Source organism: Micromonospora sp. NPDC020750 (assembly GCF_044334565.1).
Classification (GTDB): Bacteria; Actinomycetota; Actinomycetes; order Mycobacteriales; family Micromonosporaceae; genus Micromonospora.
Genome location: NZ_JBIRTH010000003.1, coordinates 623972 through 642598, shown reverse-complemented (window position 1 = coordinate 642598; position 18627 = coordinate 623972). Strand labels below are relative to the sequence as shown.

At 74.3% G+C, this 18627-nt stretch carries 14 protein-coding genes; 8 read left to right on the top strand and 6 right to left on the bottom strand.

The window, feature by feature from the left end; genetic code table 11:
* The first annotated feature begins 6 nt into the window (after positions 1–6).
* Positions 7–729: a hypothetical protein gene (locus ACH4T9_RS13525; RefSeq protein WP_396671347.1), complete on the top strand. Its 723-nt coding sequence runs from the start codon at positions 7–9 to the stop codon at positions 727–729.
* Positions 726–4016, top strand: a complete 3291-nt coding sequence (locus ACH4T9_RS13520) for an ATP-binding protein (RefSeq protein WP_396671346.1) — start codon at positions 726–728, stop codon at positions 4014–4016. The genes ACH4T9_RS13525 and ACH4T9_RS13520 overlap by 4 nt, the downstream gene beginning before the upstream one ends.
* 89 nt (positions 4017–4105) lie before the next feature.
* Here the strand turns inward: ACH4T9_RS13520 and ACH4T9_RS13515 are convergent, their stop codons facing one another.
* Complete coding sequence (locus ACH4T9_RS13515; protein ID WP_396671345.1) at positions 4106–5278, bottom strand: acyl-CoA dehydrogenase family protein; 1173 nt, start codon at positions 5276–5278, stop codon at positions 4106–4108.
* Positions 5279–5690: 412 nt separating this feature from the next.
* On the opposite strand from ACH4T9_RS13515, the gene ACH4T9_RS13510 reads away from it, so the two are divergent.
* From ACH4T9_RS13510 to ACH4T9_RS13500, 3 genes are all read left to right on the top strand, one after another.
* Positions 5691–7943 (top strand): sensor histidine kinase, encoded by a 2253-nt coding sequence (locus ACH4T9_RS13510; protein WP_396671344.1) that lies wholly within the window; start codon positions 5691–5693, stop codon positions 7941–7943.
* Positions 7940–8659 (top strand): response regulator, encoded by a 720-nt coding sequence (locus ACH4T9_RS13505; RefSeq protein ID WP_396671343.1) that lies wholly within the window; start codon positions 7940–7942, stop codon positions 8657–8659. Before ACH4T9_RS13510 ends, ACH4T9_RS13505 begins: the two co-directional genes overlap by 4 nt.
* Before the next feature lie 83 nt (positions 8660–8742).
* Positions 8743–9672: an LLM class F420-dependent oxidoreductase gene (locus ACH4T9_RS13500; RefSeq protein ID WP_396671342.1), complete on the top strand. Its 930-nt coding sequence runs from the start codon at positions 8743–8745 to the stop codon at positions 9670–9672.
* 34 nt (positions 9673–9706) lie between these two features.
* Here the strand turns inward: ACH4T9_RS13500 and ACH4T9_RS13495 are convergent, their stop codons facing one another.
* Positions 9707–10093 (bottom strand): hypothetical protein, encoded by a 387-nt coding sequence (locus ACH4T9_RS13495; RefSeq protein WP_396671341.1) that lies wholly within the window; start codon positions 10091–10093, stop codon positions 9707–9709.
* Between the two features lie 170 nt (positions 10094–10263).
* Between ACH4T9_RS13495 and ACH4T9_RS13490 the strand changes: the two genes are divergently transcribed.
* Positions 10264–11502 (top strand): FAD-binding protein, encoded by a 1239-nt coding sequence (locus ACH4T9_RS13490; protein ID WP_396671477.1) that lies wholly within the window; start codon positions 10264–10266, stop codon positions 11500–11502.
* Positions 11503–11582: 80 nt separating this feature from the next.
* Here the strand turns inward: ACH4T9_RS13490 and ACH4T9_RS13485 are convergent, their stop codons facing one another.
* Positions 11583–12725 carry a site-2 protease family protein gene (locus tag ACH4T9_RS13485; RefSeq protein ID WP_396671340.1) on the bottom strand — a complete coding sequence of 381 codons (1143 nt, stop codon included), beginning with the start codon at positions 12723–12725 and terminating at the stop codon, positions 11583–11585.
* Between the two features lie 83 nt (positions 12726–12808).
* Here ACH4T9_RS13485 and ACH4T9_RS13480 point away from each other — a divergent pair, with 83 nt between their 5' ends.
* The gene (locus tag ACH4T9_RS13480; RefSeq protein ID WP_396671339.1) at positions 12809–14905 is read left to right on the top strand and encodes a prolyl oligopeptidase family protein; all 2097 of its coding nucleotides are present in this window, start codon (positions 12809–12811) and stop codon (positions 14903–14905) included.
* On the opposite strand, the gene ACH4T9_RS13475 is transcribed toward ACH4T9_RS13480, so the two are convergent.
* On the bottom strand, positions 14895–16025 hold the full coding sequence (locus tag ACH4T9_RS13475; RefSeq protein WP_396671476.1) for an Ig domain-containing protein: 1131 nt from the start codon (positions 16023–16025) through the stop codon (positions 14895–14897). The two genes, ACH4T9_RS13480 and ACH4T9_RS13475, sit on opposite strands and share 11 nt — an antisense overlap.
* Positions 16026–16027: 2 nt before the next feature.
* Positions 16028–16924, bottom strand: coding sequence for a hypothetical protein (locus tag ACH4T9_RS13470; protein WP_396671338.1), 897 nt, complete (start codon positions 16922–16924; stop codon positions 16028–16030).
* Positions 16925–17180: 256 nt separating this feature from the next.
* Between ACH4T9_RS13470 and ACH4T9_RS13465 the strand changes: the two genes are divergently transcribed.
* Positions 17181–17585 carry a hypothetical protein gene (locus ACH4T9_RS13465; RefSeq protein WP_396671337.1) on the top strand — a complete coding sequence of 135 codons (405 nt, stop codon included), beginning with the start codon at positions 17181–17183 and terminating at the stop codon, positions 17583–17585.
* 63 nt (positions 17586–17648) lie between these two features.
* Here the strand turns inward: ACH4T9_RS13465 and ACH4T9_RS13460 are convergent, their stop codons facing one another.
* Positions 17649–18200, bottom strand: a complete 552-nt coding sequence (locus ACH4T9_RS13460) for a hypothetical protein (RefSeq protein WP_396671336.1) — start codon at positions 18198–18200, stop codon at positions 17649–17651.
* Positions 18201–18627: the final 427 nt, after the last annotated feature.

Genomic DNA, 18627 nt, shown 5'->3' with positions numbered 1-18627 from the left:
GGCACCATGTCGAGCAGCACCGCGGACCTGCCGAGCCTGACCCCCAACCAGATTCAAGCGCTCGTCGTGCTGATGGTGGAGGCCCGGAAGCTGACCAATGCCGAGCTGCGGGACCTGGCCGGGTTCGCGCTCACCGGCAAGGACAACAAGAAGCTGGTGGAGCTGGGCCTGGTCGAGACCGACCGCAGCCGCCGCATGCTCTCGCACGAGCTGACGGATGAGGGCTGGCGGGTGATGCGCCAACTGCACACCGGCGCCCCGCCCCGGGCGGGCGGCTCGGCCAGCCGCTCCCTGTTCACCCTGCTGGGAAACCTGCATCGGGGGCTGGACCGGCTGCGGACCAGCCACGCCGACTTCTTCAAGCAGACCGCCGCCGACCCGGCCGGGCCGCCTTCGGCCGCCGATGTCGCGCCGGTGACCGCCGAGGTCGCGCCCCCGGCCGCCCCCACCGCCCCCACCGCCGGCGGGGACGTCGCGGAGCTGGTCCGGGCCGCGTACCGGGAGCTGGCCGCGACGCCCGGCGCCTGGGTCGGCCTCGCCGACCTGCGCGACCACCTCGACAACACCGACCGCGCGGCGGTGGACGCCGCGCTGCGGGCGCTGGTCCGGCAGGACGGCGTACGGATCATCCCGGTCGCCAACAGCAAGTCGCTGACCGCGCGGGACCGGGCGGCGGCGGTACGCATCGGGGACGAGGACAACCACGCGCTGTCGATCGGGGCGGCATGATTCCTGACGACGAGCGCGCCGCGCTGGAGGCGTTGACCTTCCACCCGGCGGTCACCCCCGACGACGTGTGGCGGCCCTCCCCGTACGACGTGCCCGAGCTGCACGAGCGGGTGGTCGCCGAGATCCTGCGCGGGGTGGCCCGGGCCCGCACCGACGACACCAGCCGACCCCTCGGGGTGGCCATGCAGGGGCGGGCCGGCTCCGGCAAGACCCATCTGCTCGGCGCGGTCCGGGAGCGCATCCAGCAGGACGGCGGCTACTTCTTCCTGGTCAACATGGTCAGCGGCCGGACCTTCTGGTCGAGCGTCGCGCTGGCGATGGTCGAGGGGATGGGTCGGGAGTCGGGCGGCTGGGACACGCAGCTGCGCAAGTTCCTGCGCCGGCTCACCTCGCAGCTCGGCCTCCCCGCCGAGGTCCGGGACGCGGTGTCCGGTGCCGAGCCGCTCACCCGCGAGCACCTGGACACCTTCGTCCGGGCCCTGCGCACCTTCCACCGCGAGGTGGGCCGGGACTGCCAGGACACCGCCCGGGCCCTTGTGCTGCACGGCTCCCGCGAGTTCGACGACCAGGACGTCGGCTACGCCCACCTGATCAGTGAGCCCGGCGACCCGGCGCGCCGGGCGGAGTGGGGGCTCACCCACGGCGTACGCCTTCCGCAGCAGGTCGTCCAGGACATCTCCCGGCTGATGGCGCTGACGCTGGACCCGACGGTGATCGCCGTCGACCAGCTCGACACGCTTTTCGCCCAGACCAGCACGTCCATGTTCGACCCGCGCGCGGAGCTGGACGACGCCCACGCGACCGCGTTCGGGCCGATCGCCGACGGCCTGCTGACCCTGCGCGACGTCACCCGCCGGACGCTGCTCGTGGTGTCCTGCCTGCCGGACACCTGGGAGCTGCTGACCCGCAGCGCGCCGACCTCCGTGGCGGACCGGTTCCGGGTGTCCCTGCTGCCCGACCGGATCCCGACGCCGCAGATCGGGCGGGCGATCGTGGCGAAGCGGCTCGCCGCCGTGTTCACCGAGCGGCGGTTCTTCCCGCCCCATCCGACGTGGCCGGTCAGCCCCGACGCCTTCGCCGACGCCCCGAACCTCACCCCGCGGGCCCTGCTGCGCCGGGTGGACCGGCACGTCGCCCGGTGCCGCGACGCCGACGAGGTGACCCTGCTCGACCGGCTCGTCGGCGGCGGGGACTCTCCGGTCGTCCCGCTGCTGGGGCCGGCCGGGACGGCGGACCTGCGCCCGTTGGACGAGCGGTTCGCCCGGCTGGTGGCGGCGGCCGAGGTCGGGCCCGCGCTGGAGCACCGCACGGAGGACGAGCACCTGCCGCCGCTGCTCGCCGCCGGGCTCGCCGCGTGGATCGCCGAGCAGGCCCCGACGGGGGCCACGTACAAGCACGACCCGCCGCCGGGCCGCAAGCCGGCGCTGCACGGTCGCCTCATCGAGGTGCTGGACGAGGCCACCGAGAACGAGGCGCACTGGTGCTTCCGCGGCCTCGCCCACCCGAACGCGATCGCCACGATCGCCCGGGTCCGGGCGGCCTGCACGATGGCCGGCCTGGACCGGCAGTACCCGCAGCGGCGACTGGTGCTCCTGCGCAACGACCCCTGGCCGACCGGCCCGCGTACCGCCCAGGTGCTGGCGGAGTTCGACGCCGCCGGCGGGGTACGGTGCGCCGTGGCGGAGGCCGACCTGCGGGTGTTCGCCGCACTGCGCGAGCTGGCCCGCGAGCCGGACGCGGCGTACCAGGAGTGGCTGCTCGCCCGCCGGCCGGCGAGCGGCACCGCCCTGTTCCGCGCGGTGTTCGACGCCTCCGGCTCGGCCGCCCCTGCGCCGGCCGCCTCCGCCCCTGCCGCCTCCGCCCCTGCCGCCTCCGCCCCGGCCGCCTCCGCCCCGGCCGCCTCCGTGCCGGCCGAGCCGGCGACGGCGGCTTCCGGGGCCGCCGACGGCCTGGTGCCGGCAACCCCCGACGGGCCGGTCCCGGGCGCACCCGGTGCTGCGGTGCCGGCCGCCGCCGACGGCCGGGCGACGGGGGAGCGGCCGGTCGGCGGCGACGGGCCGGACCCGGCGACGGTCCGGCTGGGGCACACCACGGACGGGCGGCGACCGTTCCAGGTGGACCTGGAGTCGCTGCGCCGGCACGCCGTGGTCTTCGCCGGTTCCGGGTCGGGCAAGACGGTGCTGATCCGGCGGCTGGTCGAGGAGTGCGCCCGGCAGGGCGTGTCCTCGATCGTGCTGGACCCGAACAACGACCTGGCCCGGCTGGGGGACGCGTGGCCGCAGCCGCCGGTCGGCTGGGAGCCGGGCGACGACGAGCGGGCCCGGGACTACCTCGACCACACGGAGGTCGTCGTCTGGACTCCCCGGGTCAACGCCGGGCGTCCGTTGAGCTTCCAGCCGCTGCCGGACTTCAGCCCCGTGCGGGACTCGCCGGACGAGTTCGACCAGGCCATCCGCTCGGCGGTGGAGGCCCTCGCGCCCCGGGCCGGGGTGGACCGACCCACCCGGCTCGCCCAGCAGGGCAAGGCCGTGCTGACGGAGGCGCTGTTGGCGTACGCGAGGACCGGCATGGTGGGCCTGCCCAATTTCACCGAGTTCCTCGCCGACCTGCCCGACGGGGTGAGCCGGCTGGCCCGGGCCGACAAGCTGGCCCTGGAACTGGCCGAGGCGCTCAAGGCGGCGATGGTCACCGACCCGCTGTTCGGCGGCACGGGCGCCCCGGCCGATCCCGGGCTGCTGCTCACCCCGACGCCCGGCCGGCGGGCCCGGGTGTCGGTGGTCAGCTTCGTCGGGCTCACCTCCGACCAGGAGCGGCAGAGCTTCGTCAACCAGTTGCAGATGGCGCTGTTCGCCTGGGTGCGGCGGCACCCCGCCGGGGACCGGCCGCTGGGCGGCCTGTTCGTCATGGACGAGGCGCAGACCCTCGCCCCGTCGACCGGGAACACCGCCTGCACGGCCAGCACGATCGCCCTGGCCTCGCAGGCCCGCAAGTACGGCCTCGGGCTGGTCTTCGCCACCCAGGCCCCCAAGGGCCTGCACAACCAGATCTCGGGCAACGCCACCACCCAGTTCTTCGGTCTGCTCAACGCCCCGGCGCAGATCGACGCGGCGCGGCAACTCGCCGAGGCCAAGGGTGGCCGGCTGCCCGACATCGGGCTGTTGAGCAGCGGCCAGTTCTACGTCGCGGGCGAGGGCTTCCCGTTCGTCAAGGTCGACACCCCGCTGTGCCTGACCCACCACCCCAAGGCGCCGCTGACGCCGGAGGAGGTGATCGACCGGGCGGGCTGACCCGCGCCGACCGGGCTGATGAAGCAGACCGCCGAGCCACAGGCCGAACGCGGCCAGCACAAGGCTCGCGCCGAGGCTGCCGACCCGACCTAGTACGCCAGCTCGACCGGCCGGCCGAGCAGGTGAGCGCCGTTGTTGCCCAGCCAGCCCTCCGCCGCCGCCGCGTGCTGGGCGAAGGTGTGGATGTCCCGGAAGCGGCGCTGCACCGGGGAGGAGTCGCGGGCCGCGCCGCCCCCGCCCGCCCGGTAGCAGGCGTCCACGGTGGCGGTGGCGACCTCGGTCACCCAGGGCAGGCTGGCGGAGATCTGCGGGTGCAGCGCCTCGACCGCGGCCGGGTCCTCCGCGTCGGCCGCCCGGAACAGGTCGTGGGCCAGCGACCGCACCAGCGCCCGGGCCGCCCGGACGTTCAGGTCGGCCCGGCCGAGCTGCACCCGGAAGGCCGGCGAGTCGGCCAGCGACTGCCGCGCGTACAGCCGCTGCCGGCCGCCGTCGAGCAGCGCCACGGTGTCGTCCAGGGCGCCCTGGGCGATCCCGACGGCCACCGCGCCCAGGTGCAGGACGAACTGCGCCAGCGGCGCGACGAACCCGGGCCCCGGGACGCACGGGGCCCCGGTGAACAGGTCGAAGCTCTGCTCCACCGGGCAGAACACCGACTCCATCAGCACGTCATGGCTGCCGGTGCCGCGCAACCCCAGCGTGTGCCAGGTGTCCTGCACCGTCACCGCGCCGGCGGGCAGCAGCATCGAACGTATCTCCACGGGCTGGCCGTTCGGGCCGGGCAGCGGCTGGCCGTCCCCGGTGAGCAGGCAGTTGCCGAAGATCCAGTCGGCGTGCCGGGATCCGCTGACGAACCCCCACCGGCCGGTGACCTGGAACCCGCCGTCGGCCAGCTCGGCCCGTCCCTGCGGGGCGAAACCGCCGGCCACCACGACGTCCGGGCCCGACGCGTAGAACTTGTCGAACCGGTCCCGGGGCAGCAACGCCAGCAGGTGCGGCGTCTCCGCGCCGATCATCACCGTCCAGCCGGTGGAGCCGTCGGCGCGGGCCAACTCCTCCAGCACCGCCAGCCCGGTGTGCGGGTCCGCCTCGTACCCGCCGTGGCTGCGCGGCACGAACATCCGGAAGCAGCCGGCGGCCCGGAGCCCGTCGAGCAGATCAGCGGGCAGCTCCCGGGCGGCCTCGATCTCCTCCGCCCGCCGGCTCAGCTCCGGCGTCAGCTCCCGTACCGCAGCTGTCAGTCGGGTCCGGTGCTGTTCGTCCATGGTTGCCTCCTGCTCGCCCCGGGCGTCGCGGCGCCGTCCCGGCACCGTCGGACTCGCGGAACCGGCCTGCGGCATCCGCGGCTCAGACGTTGGACGGCCCGGTGTCCCGGCGGAAAGGGACGGCGGTACCGGCCCGCCGGGCGCCCCCTGCCCGGCGAAAGTTCCCGGGTGGCCGGGACGGCGCGCACATGCGGCCGGGACACCGGGACCGGCACGCTCGGTGGACCGGCGGTGTCGCCCGCACCCCGACCCGCCGGCCCCACCGACGACCACGTCCTACCGGGAGGCACCCGTGTCCCACCCGTGGCCGTGCCCCGTCCCGGCTGGGCTCCGCGCGACTGTCGCCGGACCGACACCCGCTGCGCAGCGCCGGGGTCTCGGCAACCGACGCCCCGACTGACAGGATCACGCCATGCTGGTCGACCCGGCGCCGCGCGCGCTGATCGCCCCGAACGCCGGTGACGACCCCCGCCGACCGGTCGCCGCCTGGACAGTGCTGGTCGGCTGCGTGCTGCTGCTCGCCGCCACGACGCTCTGCTGGGCGCTCGCCCGCCGCCCGTGGGGGCTGTCCCAGCTCTACTTCCTCGTCGACTACACCGACTGCGCGGTGTACGGCACGACCGGATGGCTGATCCTGCTGCGCCGCAGTCACCCGGTGGCCTGGCTGCTGGCGGTCACCGGGGTCGGCGGGGGGATCGCTGCCCTGGGTGCCCAGTACCTCGACCTGCTCCGGGTGTATCCCGAGCTGCCCGAGGTCACGCTGTTGACCTCGGCCCGGCACTGGGGCTGGGTGCCCGGGATGCTGTCACTGATCGTGGTGCTGCCCTGGCTGGTCCGGGAGAGCCGGCTCACGCTGGGCCCCCGGTTGGCGGTGGCGGCCGGTGTCGCGGTGGTCGCCACGACCGAGCTGTTCCAGCTGACCTTCCCCGGGCTGGGCGGCGCCCCGTCCGGGGCGCCGTTGGCGATCCGCAGCGCGGACTGGGCCGAGTTCGTCGCCCGGGTGCAGCCCGTGCTCACGGCCCTGGTGCCGCTGCTCGGGCTCGTCGCCGCCGCCGGGCTGCTGTGGCGGCGTCGGGTCTCGCCGGTCGCCGAGCGGGTCGGCCTGGGCTGGCTCGCGGTCGGCACGGTGCTGCTCGCCGTGAGCTTCGCCCCGATCGCCCTGCCCGCCGGCTGGGTGGGCTCGGGGGCGGAGTGGCTGCCGCCGATCGCCATGCTGGCCGCGCAGGCGTTCTTCCCGGCCGCCGTGCTGGCCGTGGTGCTGCGGCAGCGGCTGTGGGGGATCGAGATCGCCGTCCGCCGCACGCTGGTCTGGTTCCTGCTGACCTTCCTGCTGGTCGCCGCGTACGTCGTCGGGGTGACCACGCTGGACGCGCTGCTCCCGGCCAGCCGGGCGGTCCCCGGGGTGCTGGTCACCGCCCTGGTCGCGGCCGCCGTGCAGCCGGGCCGGTGGTGGGTGCAGCGGCGGGTGGACCGGCTGATCCACGGCGCGGCGGCGGAACCGATCGGTGTGGTCCGGGGCGTCGGCGACCGGATCAGCGCGAGCGAGGACCCGACCGACGTACTGACCGGGGTGGCGCGGAGTCTCACCGAGTCGCTGCGCTTGGGCGCCTGCGGCATCGAGGTGGACGGCCCGGACCCGTGCACCGCCCACTGCGCGTCCGCCGGGCCGGTGGGGGAGCCGCTGGTGCTGCCGCTGCGCCGGGGTGAGCGGGAGGTGGGGCGGCTGACCGCGTGGGCCCGGGCCGGCGAGCGGCTGGACGGGCGTACCCGCTCGGCGCTGGTCGACCTGGTGCCGGTGGTCGCCTCGGCGGCCAGCCTCGCCGCGACCAGCCGGGCGCTGGTCACCTCCCGGGCCCGGCTGGCCGAGGCCCGCGACTCGGAACGCCGCAAGCTGCGCCGCGACCTGCACGACGGGCTCGGTCCCGCCCTGGCCGGGGTGGCGCTCGGCCTCCAGGCGGCCCGCAACTTGCTGGCCGCCGACCCGGGCGCGGCCGGACGGCTGCTGGACCGGCTGCGCGACGAGACGGACCAGCGGGTCGAGCAGGTCCGCGACCTGGCCCGCGGGCTGCTGCCGCCGGTCCTCGGCGAACGCGGCCTGGTCCCCGCCCTGCACGAGCTGGCCCAACGGTACGACGGCTCGGGGCTGACGGTGCTGGTCGAGGCGCTGCCGCTGCCGTTGCCCGAGCCGGTCGCCACCGCCGTGTACGGGATCGTCTCCGAGGCGGTCCGCAACGCCCAACGGCACTCCGGCGCACCGACCTGCCGGGTGGCGGTCGAGCGGAATCCGGACGGGCTCACCGTCCGGGTGACCGACCCGGGCCGGGGCGTCGTGGTCGGCACGCCGGCCGGGGTCGGCATGCTCTCCATGCGGGAGCGGGCCGAGGGCATCGGCGGGGTGTGCGTGATCGGCCCGGCGCCCGACGGCGGCACCGAGGTCATCGTCCGGGTGTCCGCCGACCGCCTGCCGCCGGTCGACGGCGACCGGCCGCCGGCCGTCCCCGCCCAGCGCGGGTGGGCCCCGGTCGACCCCGACCCGGAGCCGCCGGCCGCCGCCCCCGCCCCGGCTGACCCGTCGACGGGCCAGCGGCAGCCGTGGGGGGCGCCGGGGGAGGCCGGTACGGTGCCGGGGACGCGGACGGGACGAGCCCTGGCGGTGCGGCGATGACGGTGGACGGTGGCGCGACGAGCCCTGGCGGTGCGGCGGTGACGGGCGACGGTGCGGTGGTCGGTGGCGAGGCGGTGATCCGGCTGGCGGTGGTCGACGACCATCCCGTGTTCCGGCTCGGCATGACGGCGCTGCTGGCGTCCACGCCGGGGCTGGAGGTGGTCGGCGAGGCCGCGGACGCCGACGAGGCAGTCCGGCTCGCCGACCGCACCCGGCCCCAGGTGATCATCATGGACCTGCACCTCGGCGGGCGGTCCGGCGTGGAGGCCACCCGGGAGATCGTCGCCCGGCACCCGGGGATCGGGGTGCTGGTGGTGACGATGCTGGACGACGACGACTCGGTGTTCGCCGCGCTGCGCGCCGGGGCGCGGGGGTACCTGCTCAAGGGCGCCGCGCCGGGCGAGGTGGAACGGGCCATCCGCGCGGTCGCCAACGGCGAGGTGCTGCTCGGGCCGGTGATCGCCAGCCGGGCGATCGGCTTCCTCGCCGGCGGGCGGGCCGGCGGGCCGGCGCCGTTTCCCGAGCTGACCGACCGGGAACGCGAGGTGCTGGACCTGGTCGCGCAGGGGCTGAGCAACGTGGTGATCGCCCGCCGGCTGACGCTGAGCCCGAAGACCGTCCGCAACCACCTGTCCAACGTGCTCGGCAAGCTTCAGGTCGCCGACCGCAGCCAGGCGATCCAGCGGGCCCGCGAGGCCGGCCTCGGCCAACCCTGACCGGTACGCCCCGGCGGGGCCGGCTGCGCCCCCGGGGCCTTCCTTTCGCGGCGGGGGCCCGGTGGGCTCCCTATGCTCGGTGAATGGAACTGCGGATCTTCACCGAACCCCAGCAGGGGGCCAGCTACGACCAGTTGCTCGCCGTGGCCCGCTGCGCCGAGGACGCCGGCTACGGCGCGTTCTTCCGGTCCGACCACTACCTGAAGATGGGCGCGGTGAGCGGCGACCCGGGCCCGACGGACGCCTGGACGACGCTGGCCGGACTGGCCCGGGAGACCTCCCGGATCCGGCTCGGCACCCTGATGACGGCGGCCACGTTCCGGCTGCCCGGCCCGCTGGCGATCAGCGTCGCCCAGGTCGACCAGATGAGCGGCGGCCGGGTGGAGCTGGGCATCGGCGCCGGTTGGTTCGCCGACGAGCACTCCGCGTACGGCATCCCGTTCCCCTCGGTGGGCGAACGGTTCGACCGGCTGGAGGAGCAGCTCGCGGTCATCACCGGGCTCTGGGAGACGCCGACCGGCGAGACGTTCGACTTCGCGGGCCGCCACTACCCGGTGACCGGCTCACCGGCGCTGCCCAAGCCGGTGCAGCAGCCGCGCCCGCCGATCCTGCTCGGCGGCATGGGGCCGAAGCGCACGCCCCGCCTCGCGGCCCGCTACGCCGACGAGTTCAACCTGCCGTTCGTCTCCGTCGCCGACTCGGTGGCCCAGTTCGGCCGGGTCCGGGCCGCCTGCGCCGACATCGGCCGGGACCCGGCCGGGATGCGCTGGTCGAACGCGCTGGTGCTGTGCTGCGGCCGGGACGAGGCGGAGGTGCGACAGCGGGCCGAGGTGATCGGCCGGGAGCCGGCGGAGCTGCGCGAGAACGGCCTCGCCGGCACCCCGGCCGAGATCGTCGACCGGATCGGCCGGTACGCCGAGATCGGCAGCGAGCGGATCTACCTCCAGGTCCTCGACCTGGCCGACCTGGACCACGTCGAGCTGGTCGCTGCCGAGGTCATGCCGCAGCTCTGAGTCCTGGCCCGCGCTCGGCCCGGCGGGCGGGGCCTCAGCGGGCGGGGTGCGGGGTGCGCAGGATCGTGTCGAGGCGGCCGTCCCGGTCGCTGTCCAGGTAGGTGATGTCCGGGATGCCGTCGCCGTCCAGGTCCACCTGGACCACGTCGGCGATCCCGTCGCCGTCGAGGTCGGTGACGACCTCGGTCGAGCCGTCCAGGTGGTGGGTGACGATCGAGTGCGACTCGCCCGGCGGGCACGGGGCCGCCCCAGGCGTCGGCGCGGGGGTCGGCCCGGGTGCCGGGCCTGGTCCGGGCGTCGGCGCGGGGTACGCCCCGGCCAGCGGCCCGTTCCCGGGGCGCGGGGCGACGCCGGTCGCGTCGATCTCCTCCTCGGACGGGTACACGTCGCCGCGCGGGGCGGGATCGGGGTAGCTGCTCATCGACGTATGGTTCCCCGACGACGCCCGGGCCAACCGCGCCCGGCCGGTGCCGCCCGGGGGCGTCGGCCGACGACGCCGAGCGACGGGAGTGCGACGTGGACGCAGGGGAGCAGGAACCACAAGCGGGCGTCGGTGTGCCCGGGGCGGGGCCCGCCGACCGGGCACCGGGCGTGCCGGAGCGCAACTGGGCCGGCAACGTCCGGTACGCCGCTGCCCGGCGGCACCGCCCGTCCGGGGTGGACGAGCTGCGCCGGCTGGTCGCCGGCAGCGACCGGGTCCGGGCGGTCGGCACCGGGCACTCGTTCAACCGGTTCGGCGACACCACCGGCGACCTGGTGTCGCTGGCCGGCCTGCCGCCCACCGTCGAGGTGGACCGGGAGCGCCGCACGGTCACGGTGGCCGCCGCCGTGCGCTACGGCGACCTGGCCATCCGGCTGCACACCCTTGGGTACGCCCTGCCGACGATGGCGTCGCTACCGCACATCTCGGTGGCCGGCGCGGTGGCCACCGCCACCCACGGCTCGGGTGTCGGGATCGGCAACCTGGCCACGGCCGTGGCCGCCCTGGAGCTGGTCACCGCCGACGGGGACCTGCTGACCGTACGCCGGGACGCCGACGGCGACCGGTTCGCCGGGATGGTGGTCGCCCTCGGCGCGCTGGGCGTGGTCACCCGGGTCACCCTGGACGTGCTGCCCGCCTTCGAGATACGCCAGTACGTCCGGCTCGGCCTGCCCCGCGTGGCCCTGGACGAGGCGTTCGCCTCGGCGTACAGCGTCAGCCTCTTCACCGACTGGCGCGGCGACCGGGTCGGGCAGGTGTGGCGCAAGCAGCTCGCCGACGCCCCGCCGCCGGAGGCCGACTGGCTGGGCACCACGGCGGCGGCCGGGCCGGTGCATCCGGTGCCCGGGATGCCGGCGGGCAACTGCACGGCCCAGCTCGGCGAGCCCGGCCCCTGGCACGAGCGGCTGCCGCATTTCAGGCTCGACTTCACCCCGAGCAGCGGCGAGGAACTCCAGTCGGAGTACCACCTGCCCCGGGCGGCGGCGGTGGACGCGCTGGCCGCCCTCGACCCGGTGGCGGACCGGATCGCCGCCGTGCTCCAGGTCTGCGAGCTGCGCACGGTCGCCGCCGACGAGCTGTGGCTGAGCCCGCAGTACGGGCGGGACAGCGTCGCCGTGCACTTCACCTGGACCGACGACGCCGACGCGGTGACCCCGGTGCTGGCCGAGGTGGAGGCGCGGCTGGCCCCGTTCGTGCCCCGACCGCACTGGGGGAAGGTGTTCACGCTCGACCCGGCGGCGGTCGCCGCCGCGTACCCCCGGCACGCCGACTTCCTGGCCCTCCTGCACACCCTGGACCCCGCAGGCAAGTTCCGCACAGCCCTGCTGGACCGCCACTTCCCCCGCTGACTGGTCCCCTTGATCGTCTGCGGCTGACCGGCACGACACGCCGGAGCGGGTGCCGGTGCACAGCAGACGATCAAGGCGGCTCAGTGCCGGCCGGCCGCCACCTGGTCGCGGAGGCTGCCGCGCTGTACTGCCCGGCTGATGTCGCTGGGCGAGACGATGCCGACCAGGCGCTGGTCGGTCACCACCAGCGCCCGGCCGTCGGCGCACTCGCTGAGCCGGGGGAGCAGGTCGGTGAGTTGCTCGTCCGGGGAGGCCAGCACGAGTTGGTCGGCCCGGCAGGCCACCTCGGCCAGCGTGGTCGCGGCCCGCCGGTCGGCCGGGACGCCGCGTACCCGGTCGAGGGTGACCAGACCGACCGGCCGGCCGTCCTCGGTCAACGGCAGCGCCGAGTGCCGGTACGCGAAGAGATAGTGGTCGACGAAGTCGGCCACGGTCATCTCGGCCGACGCGGTCTGCGGCTGCGGGGTCATCACGTCCGCCACCCGCATCCCGCGCAGCGCGCTGCCTGTCCGGGCCTGCCGCTCCTCCATGCCGGCGGCCCCGATCAGGAACCAGCCGATCAGCGCCAGCCAGAGCCCGCCGAACCCCACGCCGCGCAGGAACTGCCACAGGCCCAGTCCGATCAGCAGCACGCCGAGGATCCAGCCGGCCCGCGCCGCCACCACGGACGCCCTCGTCCGGTCGCCGGTGGCCTTCCACACGGCGGCCCGCAGCAGCCGGCCCCCGTCCAGCGGGGCGGCCGGCAGCGCGTTGAAGACCGCCAGCAGGATGTTGATGCCGGCCAGCCAGGCCAGCGCCCCCAACCACAGCCCGTGCACCCCGGCCAGGGCGAGCAGCACCGCGATGCCGCCGAAGAAGACGCCGATGATCAAACTGACCAGCGGCCCGACCCCCGCGATGCGCAGCTCCGCCCCGGGGTCGCGGGCCTCCCCGCGCAGCTCGGCCACCCCGCCGAAGAGCCACAGAGTGATCCCAACGACCTCGATGCCGTTGCGCCTGGCCACCACGGCGTGTGAGACCTCGTGGGCCAGCAGCCCGAGGAAGAAGACCACCGCGGCGCTCAGCCCGGCGAGCACGTACTCCCAGGTCGGCCGGTCCGGGTACGACCGGGGGAACTGGTTGGCCGACAGCCCCCAGGCGATCAGCAGGAAGATGACCAGGACGCTCCAGTTGACCCCGACCGGCACGCCCGCGATCCGGCCGATCCGGAAACTCGCCCTCATGTTCCGGGCATACCCCGTCAGTTCCGGGCCATGCCGGGCTCGGGGTCACAGTTCGGGTTGACGCGTGGGTGGATAGTGGCAACGTGACGCTGACGGACGAGGGCGACGACCCGTACCTCTGGCTGGAGGACCTGGACGGACCGGACGCCGCCGGATGGGTGCGGGACCGCAACGCGGAGACGCTGGCCGCGCTGACCGGGGACGAGCGGTTCGCCGCCCTGCGGACCGAGATCCGGCAGGTGCTCGACTCGGACGACCGCATCCCCTACCCCGGGTGGCGTGGGGACCGCTTCTACTACGACTTCTGGACCGACGCGACGCATCCGCGGGGGATGTGGCGGCGGACCACCCTCGACCAGTACCGCCGGCCCGAGCCCGAGTGGGACGTGTTGCTCGACCTCGACGCGTTGGCCGCCGAGGAGGGCGAGAACTGGGTCTGGGACGGTGTGACGGTGCTGCGCCCCGGATACGAGCGCTGCCTGGTCAGCCTGTCCCGAGGCGGCTCCGACGCGGTCGTGGTGCGCGAGTTCGACATGGTCGGCCGCGCCTTCGTCGAGGACGGCTTCACGCTTCCCGAGGCCAAGAGCACCGTCTGCTGGATCGACGCCGACCAGATCTACGTGGCCACCGACTTCGGGCCCGGCTCGCTCACCACCTCCGGCTATCCCCGGGTGGCCAGGCGCTGGCGGCGGGGCACGCCGCTGGCGGCGGCCGAGGTCGTCTTCGAGGGGCAGGCGGACGATGTCGCCGCCTACGCCTCGTACGACCGCACGCCCGGGTTCGAGCGCACGTTCCTGGTCCGGGACCTGGACTTCTACCGCAGGGAGAGCCACCTGCTGACGCGGGAGGGCGAGCGGCTGCGGATCGACGTCCCGGACGACGCCCGGTGGGATGTGCACCGGGAGTGGCTGGTGATCGGGCTGCGCTCGCCGTGGACGGTCGAGGGCGTCACCCACCCCGCGGGCGCGCTGCTGGCGGCCCGGTTCGACGCGTTCCTCGCCGGTGGGCGGGACCTGACGGTGCTGTTCAGGCCGGACGACCGCACCGCGCTGGGCTACCACGCGTGGACCCGCAACCACCTCATCCTGGCCACCCTCGCGGACGTGCGGAGCCGGCTGGAGGTGCTGACCCCCGACGCGACCCGATGGCGGCGGGAGCCGCTGCCGGGCGTACCCGAGTCCGGCCACAGCCGGGTGGTGGAGACCGACCGCGACACCGGCGACGCCTTCCTGCTCGCGTCCGAGGGGTTCCGGGAACCGGCGACCCTGCGGCTCGGACAGGTCGGTGGCACGGTCGAGACGCTCAAGCGGGCGCCGACGTTCTTCGACGGGGAGACCCTGGCGGAACGGCAGTTCTTCGCCACCTCGGCGGACGGGACGCGGGTGCCGTACTTCGTGGTGGGCGACCCGGACGCGACCGGCGGGCCGACCCTGCTCACCGGGTACGGCGGCTTCGAGATCTCCCTGACCCCGCAGTACAGCGGCATCATCGGCCGGGGGTGGCTGGCCAGGGGTGGCACCTACGTGGTGGCCAACATCCGGGGCGGCGGCGAGTACGGCCCCGCGTGGCACCGGGCCGCGCTCCGGGAGGACCGGCCCAGGGCGTACGAGGACTTCGCGGCGGTGGCGGCCGACGTGGTGGCCCGGGGGATCACCACGCCGGCGCGGCTCGGTATCGAGGGTGGCAGCAACGGCGGCCTGCTGATGGGGGTGATGCTGACCCGCTACCCCGCGCTGTTCGGGGCGGTCGCCGCCCACGTCCCGCTGCTGGACATGCGGCGCTACCACCGGCTGCTGGCCGGCGCCTCGTGGATGGCCGAGTACGGCGACCCGGACGAGCCGGCCGACTGGGCCTACCTGAGCCGGTACTCGCCGTACCACAACATCCGCAGCGACCAGACGTATCCGCCGCTGCTGCTCGTCACCTCCACCCGGGACGACCGGGTGCATCCGGGGCACGCCCGCAAGATGACGGCCCGGCTGCGCGAGCACGGCCACGAGGTGGCGTACTACGAGAACGTCGAGGGCGGCCACGGGGCGGCGGCGAACAACGCGCAGCGCGCCTTCGTCTGGGCGCTGACGCTGGAGTTCCTGTGGCGCAACCTGAGCGGGGAGGCGGGTCCGACCGTGCCGCGCCAGCGGCCGACGGCCGGCGCGGCGGAGGCGGGTCTCAGGGCGTAGACCGACTCCTCCCGGGGACGGCGGAGCGTGACGCGTCCTGCGCCCGGCGGATGGGGGCCAGGACCGATAGCCCGTACTGGTCCACGCAGGTGATCGTGCCGGGGAGGACCGGAGGGTCGATCGGCCCCGAAATGCTGGTTCGGTACTCGATGGAGACCTGGCCGCTCGGCCCGGGGTTCGCGAACCGGCCCACCTCCCGGTCGAAGTAGACCACCGCGGCGCCCTCCGTCTGCCACGACACGATGACCCTGTTCCTGACATCCGGTACGACGACCTCCACGCGGCCGGTGAACGAGGTTATCGTCGCGAGGCAGGCGGTCGGGGCGACCGTCAGCGGAATCGTCGCGCTGCTGGCGTGGGACTGCTGACTGTCCGTCACCGTGAAGCTGACGGCGCAGGTTCCGGTGCTCTGCGGCGTGCCGCTCAGCCGCCCGGTGGCGGCGTCGAGCTCGATACCGGCCGGAAGCGCGCCGGTGGCGACGGCCCAGGTGTACGGTGGCGCTCCGCCGCCGGCCCCCAACGTGACGTCGTATGGGCGCTGGTCCATCGCCGCCGGCAGGCCCGTGGTCGTGACCCCGAGTTCGCCGAGGACCGTCAGCGGCAGCGTGCGGGCGGCGTGGTTGCCGGCGTCGTCGGTCACCTCGAACTCACAGGACGACGAGCCGGGCGCGGCCGGGGTGCCGGCGAGCGTTCCGGTCGTGGCGTCCAGTTCGATCCCGACCGGCAACGAGTCCCTGTCGACGGACCAGACGTAGGGCGGCGCTCCGCCCGTCGCCGCGAGTGCGAAGCGGTAACTGGTGTTCTGCTTCGCCAGCGGCAGCTCGGCGGTCGTTATCAGGAACCGGCCGGCCGGTCGGATGACGATGTTCAGCCACTCCCGCGCCGACTGCGGCGCAGGCTCCGACGAGTCCTGGACGCGGACCTGCACCGACAGGATCACCTCGGCCTTCGGCACCCCGGAGATCAGACCCCCGTCGTCCAGCGTCAGGCCGGAGGGAAGCTCGCCGTTCGCCGTCGACCACGAGTACGGCGGGGTGCCGTGCGCGGCCTGCAACTCCAGGTGGTACGGCTGACCGACAGTTCCCGGGGGAAGCGGATCGGGCGTCGTGATCTCGACCATGGTCACTGGCCGGGAGTGGACGCTGCCAGCCGGGCAAGGTCCTCGTCGGTGAACGGCACGGCGTCGGGGTGGGGAGCCAGGGCGGGGATGGCCGCGGTCGGGCTCGCGCTCTGCACCGCCAGGATCACGTCGATGGCGGAGATGCCGTTGGCGATGTCGACGCCCTGCGGGATGGCCACCGTCATCGACGTGTCGTCGTCGAGTGCGTCGGACGGCTTGCGGAGCACGTTCAGGATGCGCGCGGCCGTGGTGCCGGCACCGCGTACGTTGAGGAGCACGATCCCGGCGAGGACGAGCCCGCCGACCACCGCGACCTGCACGGTGGTGTCGGACGCCTCGATCACGACGGACGGACCGAGCTGCACCTTGGCCCTCGGGGCGATGTTCTGCCCGGACGCCTGGATCGAGATGCCGGTGGGGCCACCGGTGCCCACGCCGGCCTCCGCCTGGGCGCTGGAATCGTCCAAAAAGGGGGTGATGACCAGGTCGTCCACGTCGGCGTTGGCGTACTGCGTGAAGATGTCACCGACGGGGAACTTCTGCATGCTCCCGAGAATGATCGACTCGGCGCCGGCGCCACCGTACGGATTCCCCGGGAAGAAGAGCGCGACGCTGGTGTCGGTCGACTGGTTGCCGACCATCAGCATGCCCGTCTGCTTGTCCCGCCAGAACACGACCTCACCGAGGTCGGGGTTGCTGTTACCGACCTGCGCACGGCCGAAATGCACCAGGTCGCCACTGAGTGCCCCGCTGAGCGCTCCCGCCACCTTCCCGATCGTCGTCGCGACGGAGAGCGCCGTGCCGATGATGTCGAAAATCCCCACCGAACCCCCAGATTGATACGCAGGCAGGCAGCAGGTCGGTGATGAAAGTTCCATGGCTCGCCCGCGCCGTTGCATGACCATAAGGATCAAGACCACGAGGACGGCGCTACTGTCACCGATGCGACTTGCAGGCGGGCTTTCCGGAGCGCCGTCCCGGCGGCGGCAAACTGGACGTGTCGAAGGAACGTTCTAGGTGCGCATTTCGGCGGCGGCGAGGACATGAATATTTCGTGCCAGCGGCCGATACCCCGCCGATCAGCCGGACTGTTCTGGCCGACTACCCGACCGACGCGGGACAGCGGAACCCGGTGGGCGTTCGTAACCTGACCGGATGCTTCCGGACGATCCGACCCGCCCGCAGCAGCCTGTCCCGCCGCCCGGGCCCTACCCGCCGGCTGGGCCGCTGTATCCGCAGTCAGGGCCACCGCAGCCCGGCCCGGTCTACCCCCAGTCGGCCCCGCCGTACCAGCAGTCCGCGCCGCCGTATCCTCAGCAGCCCTACCCGGCCCCGGGCTACCCGCCGCCGATGGGCTACCAGCAGACCACCGTCGCGTCCGGCGGGATCCCCGGCTGGATGCACGTGCTCTACGCGGTCGGCGGCCTGTTCACCTGTGGGCTCCTGTGGCTGGTCTGGCCAATCCACTGGTGGTTTGCCCAGTCGAAGAGCCGCTCGACCACCACGGTCACGTCGGCGTACCCGCCGCCGCCCGGCCCCGGCCACTACCCGCCCCGGTGACAGCGCAACGCCCGGACGTTGCGGCCCCCGTCCGGGCCATCCGCCAGGTGGAGGAAAGGCCCGTCAGGAGGTAGTGGACAGGGGGACGCTCTCCGACCCCTGCTCGACGCAGATGGGGCGGTCCGGGTAGTGGGTGACGATCGCCGGGCGGTCACGGTCGGGGTTGTCCACCTCCACTGCGACGCATCGACCGAAGACGGGGCCGACACCGTGCAGCTCGACCCCACGGGTGCGCCAGTAGCCGCGGTCGGAGTAGATCTGGTCCCTCCAGGTGTTGATCTGCCTGCTGGAATGGGCGGCGTAGGCGTACCTGACGTCCACGCGGGGCACCAGGGCGGCGATCGCCCCGTCGAGGCCGGGCGTGGGCTTGCGGTGCACGATCAGCACGTCGCTGGGCAGGTCCAGCTCGACGCCGGCGTAGCTGTCCGGCCAGCGCCGCTCGGCGGTGACGTCGACCTTCATGGCGGCCAGGGTCAGCGCGGCCTGGTGGGGCCAGTCGCTGGGCATCGGCGCGGGGGTGCCCGGCTGCCACGAGCCGGCGGCGCTGGCGGCGAGCGCGGGTGGGGCCAGCAGGACGGGGAGGGCCAGGAGCGCGGCCAGGGAGCGTGATCGCATGACGACCTCCTCGGCGGCCACATGCCGCCTTATTCGGACACTACGGGTACAACGACCCGACCGGGGAGTAGGACACATCGGAACTGGCCGGCCAGATGGCCACCCGCGATCGAAGGCTGGATCAGAGCCGGTTCGAGCGGACCCAATACCCCGGATTGGGACCCGGCGTCGAGTTGCTCGGTCACTTGCAGGGACGACACGTGGTCGAACTCGGCTGCGGCTTGCTGCCTGTTTGTTGGAGTTATGTGCGCGGCCAACACCGCCGACAAGCCGCCTTGCCTCGGTCGCGGGCGGCAGCGGCGCTAACATCCTCGACCTCGCCGATGGTCCCGCCCCTCTTCTCCGCCTGTCGTACGCCGTGTCGGTAGCCGGGGCAGTCCTTACTTTGATGGAACGTCCGCCCTGCCCTGGTAACGATGCCGGGTGT

Excerpts from the sequence above, each read along its gene's own strand:
- ACH4T9_RS13525 (WP_396671347.1), top strand. The coding sequence starts at position 7 with ATGTCGAGCAGCACCGCGGACCTGCCGAGCCTGACCCCCAACCAGATT.
- ACH4T9_RS13520 (WP_396671346.1), top strand. The coding sequence starts at position 726 with ATGATTCCTGACGACGAGCGCGCCGCGCTGGAGGCGTTGACCTTCCAC.
- ACH4T9_RS13515 (WP_396671345.1), bottom strand. The coding sequence starts at position 5,278 with ATGGACGAACAGCACCGGACCCGACTGACAGCTGCGGTACGGGAGCTG.
- ACH4T9_RS13510 (WP_396671344.1), top strand. The coding sequence starts at position 5,691 with ATGCTGGTCGACCCGGCGCCGCGCGCGCTGATCGCCCCGAACGCCGGT.
- ACH4T9_RS13505 (WP_396671343.1), top strand. The coding sequence starts at position 7,940 with ATGACGGTGGACGGTGGCGCGACGAGCCCTGGCGGTGCGGCGGTGACG.
- ACH4T9_RS13500 (WP_396671342.1), top strand. The coding sequence starts at position 8,743 with ATGGAACTGCGGATCTTCACCGAACCCCAGCAGGGGGCCAGCTACGAC.
- ACH4T9_RS13495 (WP_396671341.1), bottom strand. The coding sequence starts at position 10,093 with ATGAGCAGCTACCCCGATCCCGCCCCGCGCGGCGACGTGTACCCGTCC.
- ACH4T9_RS13485 (WP_396671340.1), bottom strand. The coding sequence starts at position 12,725 with ATGAGGGCGAGTTTCCGGATCGGCCGGATCGCGGGCGTGCCGGTCGGG.
- ACH4T9_RS13475 (WP_396671476.1), bottom strand. The coding sequence starts at position 16,025 with ATGGTCGAGATCACGACGCCCGATCCGCTTCCCCCGGGAACTGTCGGT.
- ACH4T9_RS13470 (WP_396671338.1), bottom strand. The coding sequence starts at position 16,924 with ATGCAACGGCGCGGGCGAGCCATGGAACTTTCATCACCGACCTGCTGC.
- ACH4T9_RS13465 (WP_396671337.1), top strand. The coding sequence starts at position 17,181 with ATGCTTCCGGACGATCCGACCCGCCCGCAGCAGCCTGTCCCGCCGCCC.
- ACH4T9_RS13460 (WP_396671336.1), bottom strand. The coding sequence starts at position 18,200 with ATGCGATCACGCTCCCTGGCCGCGCTCCTGGCCCTCCCCGTCCTGCTG.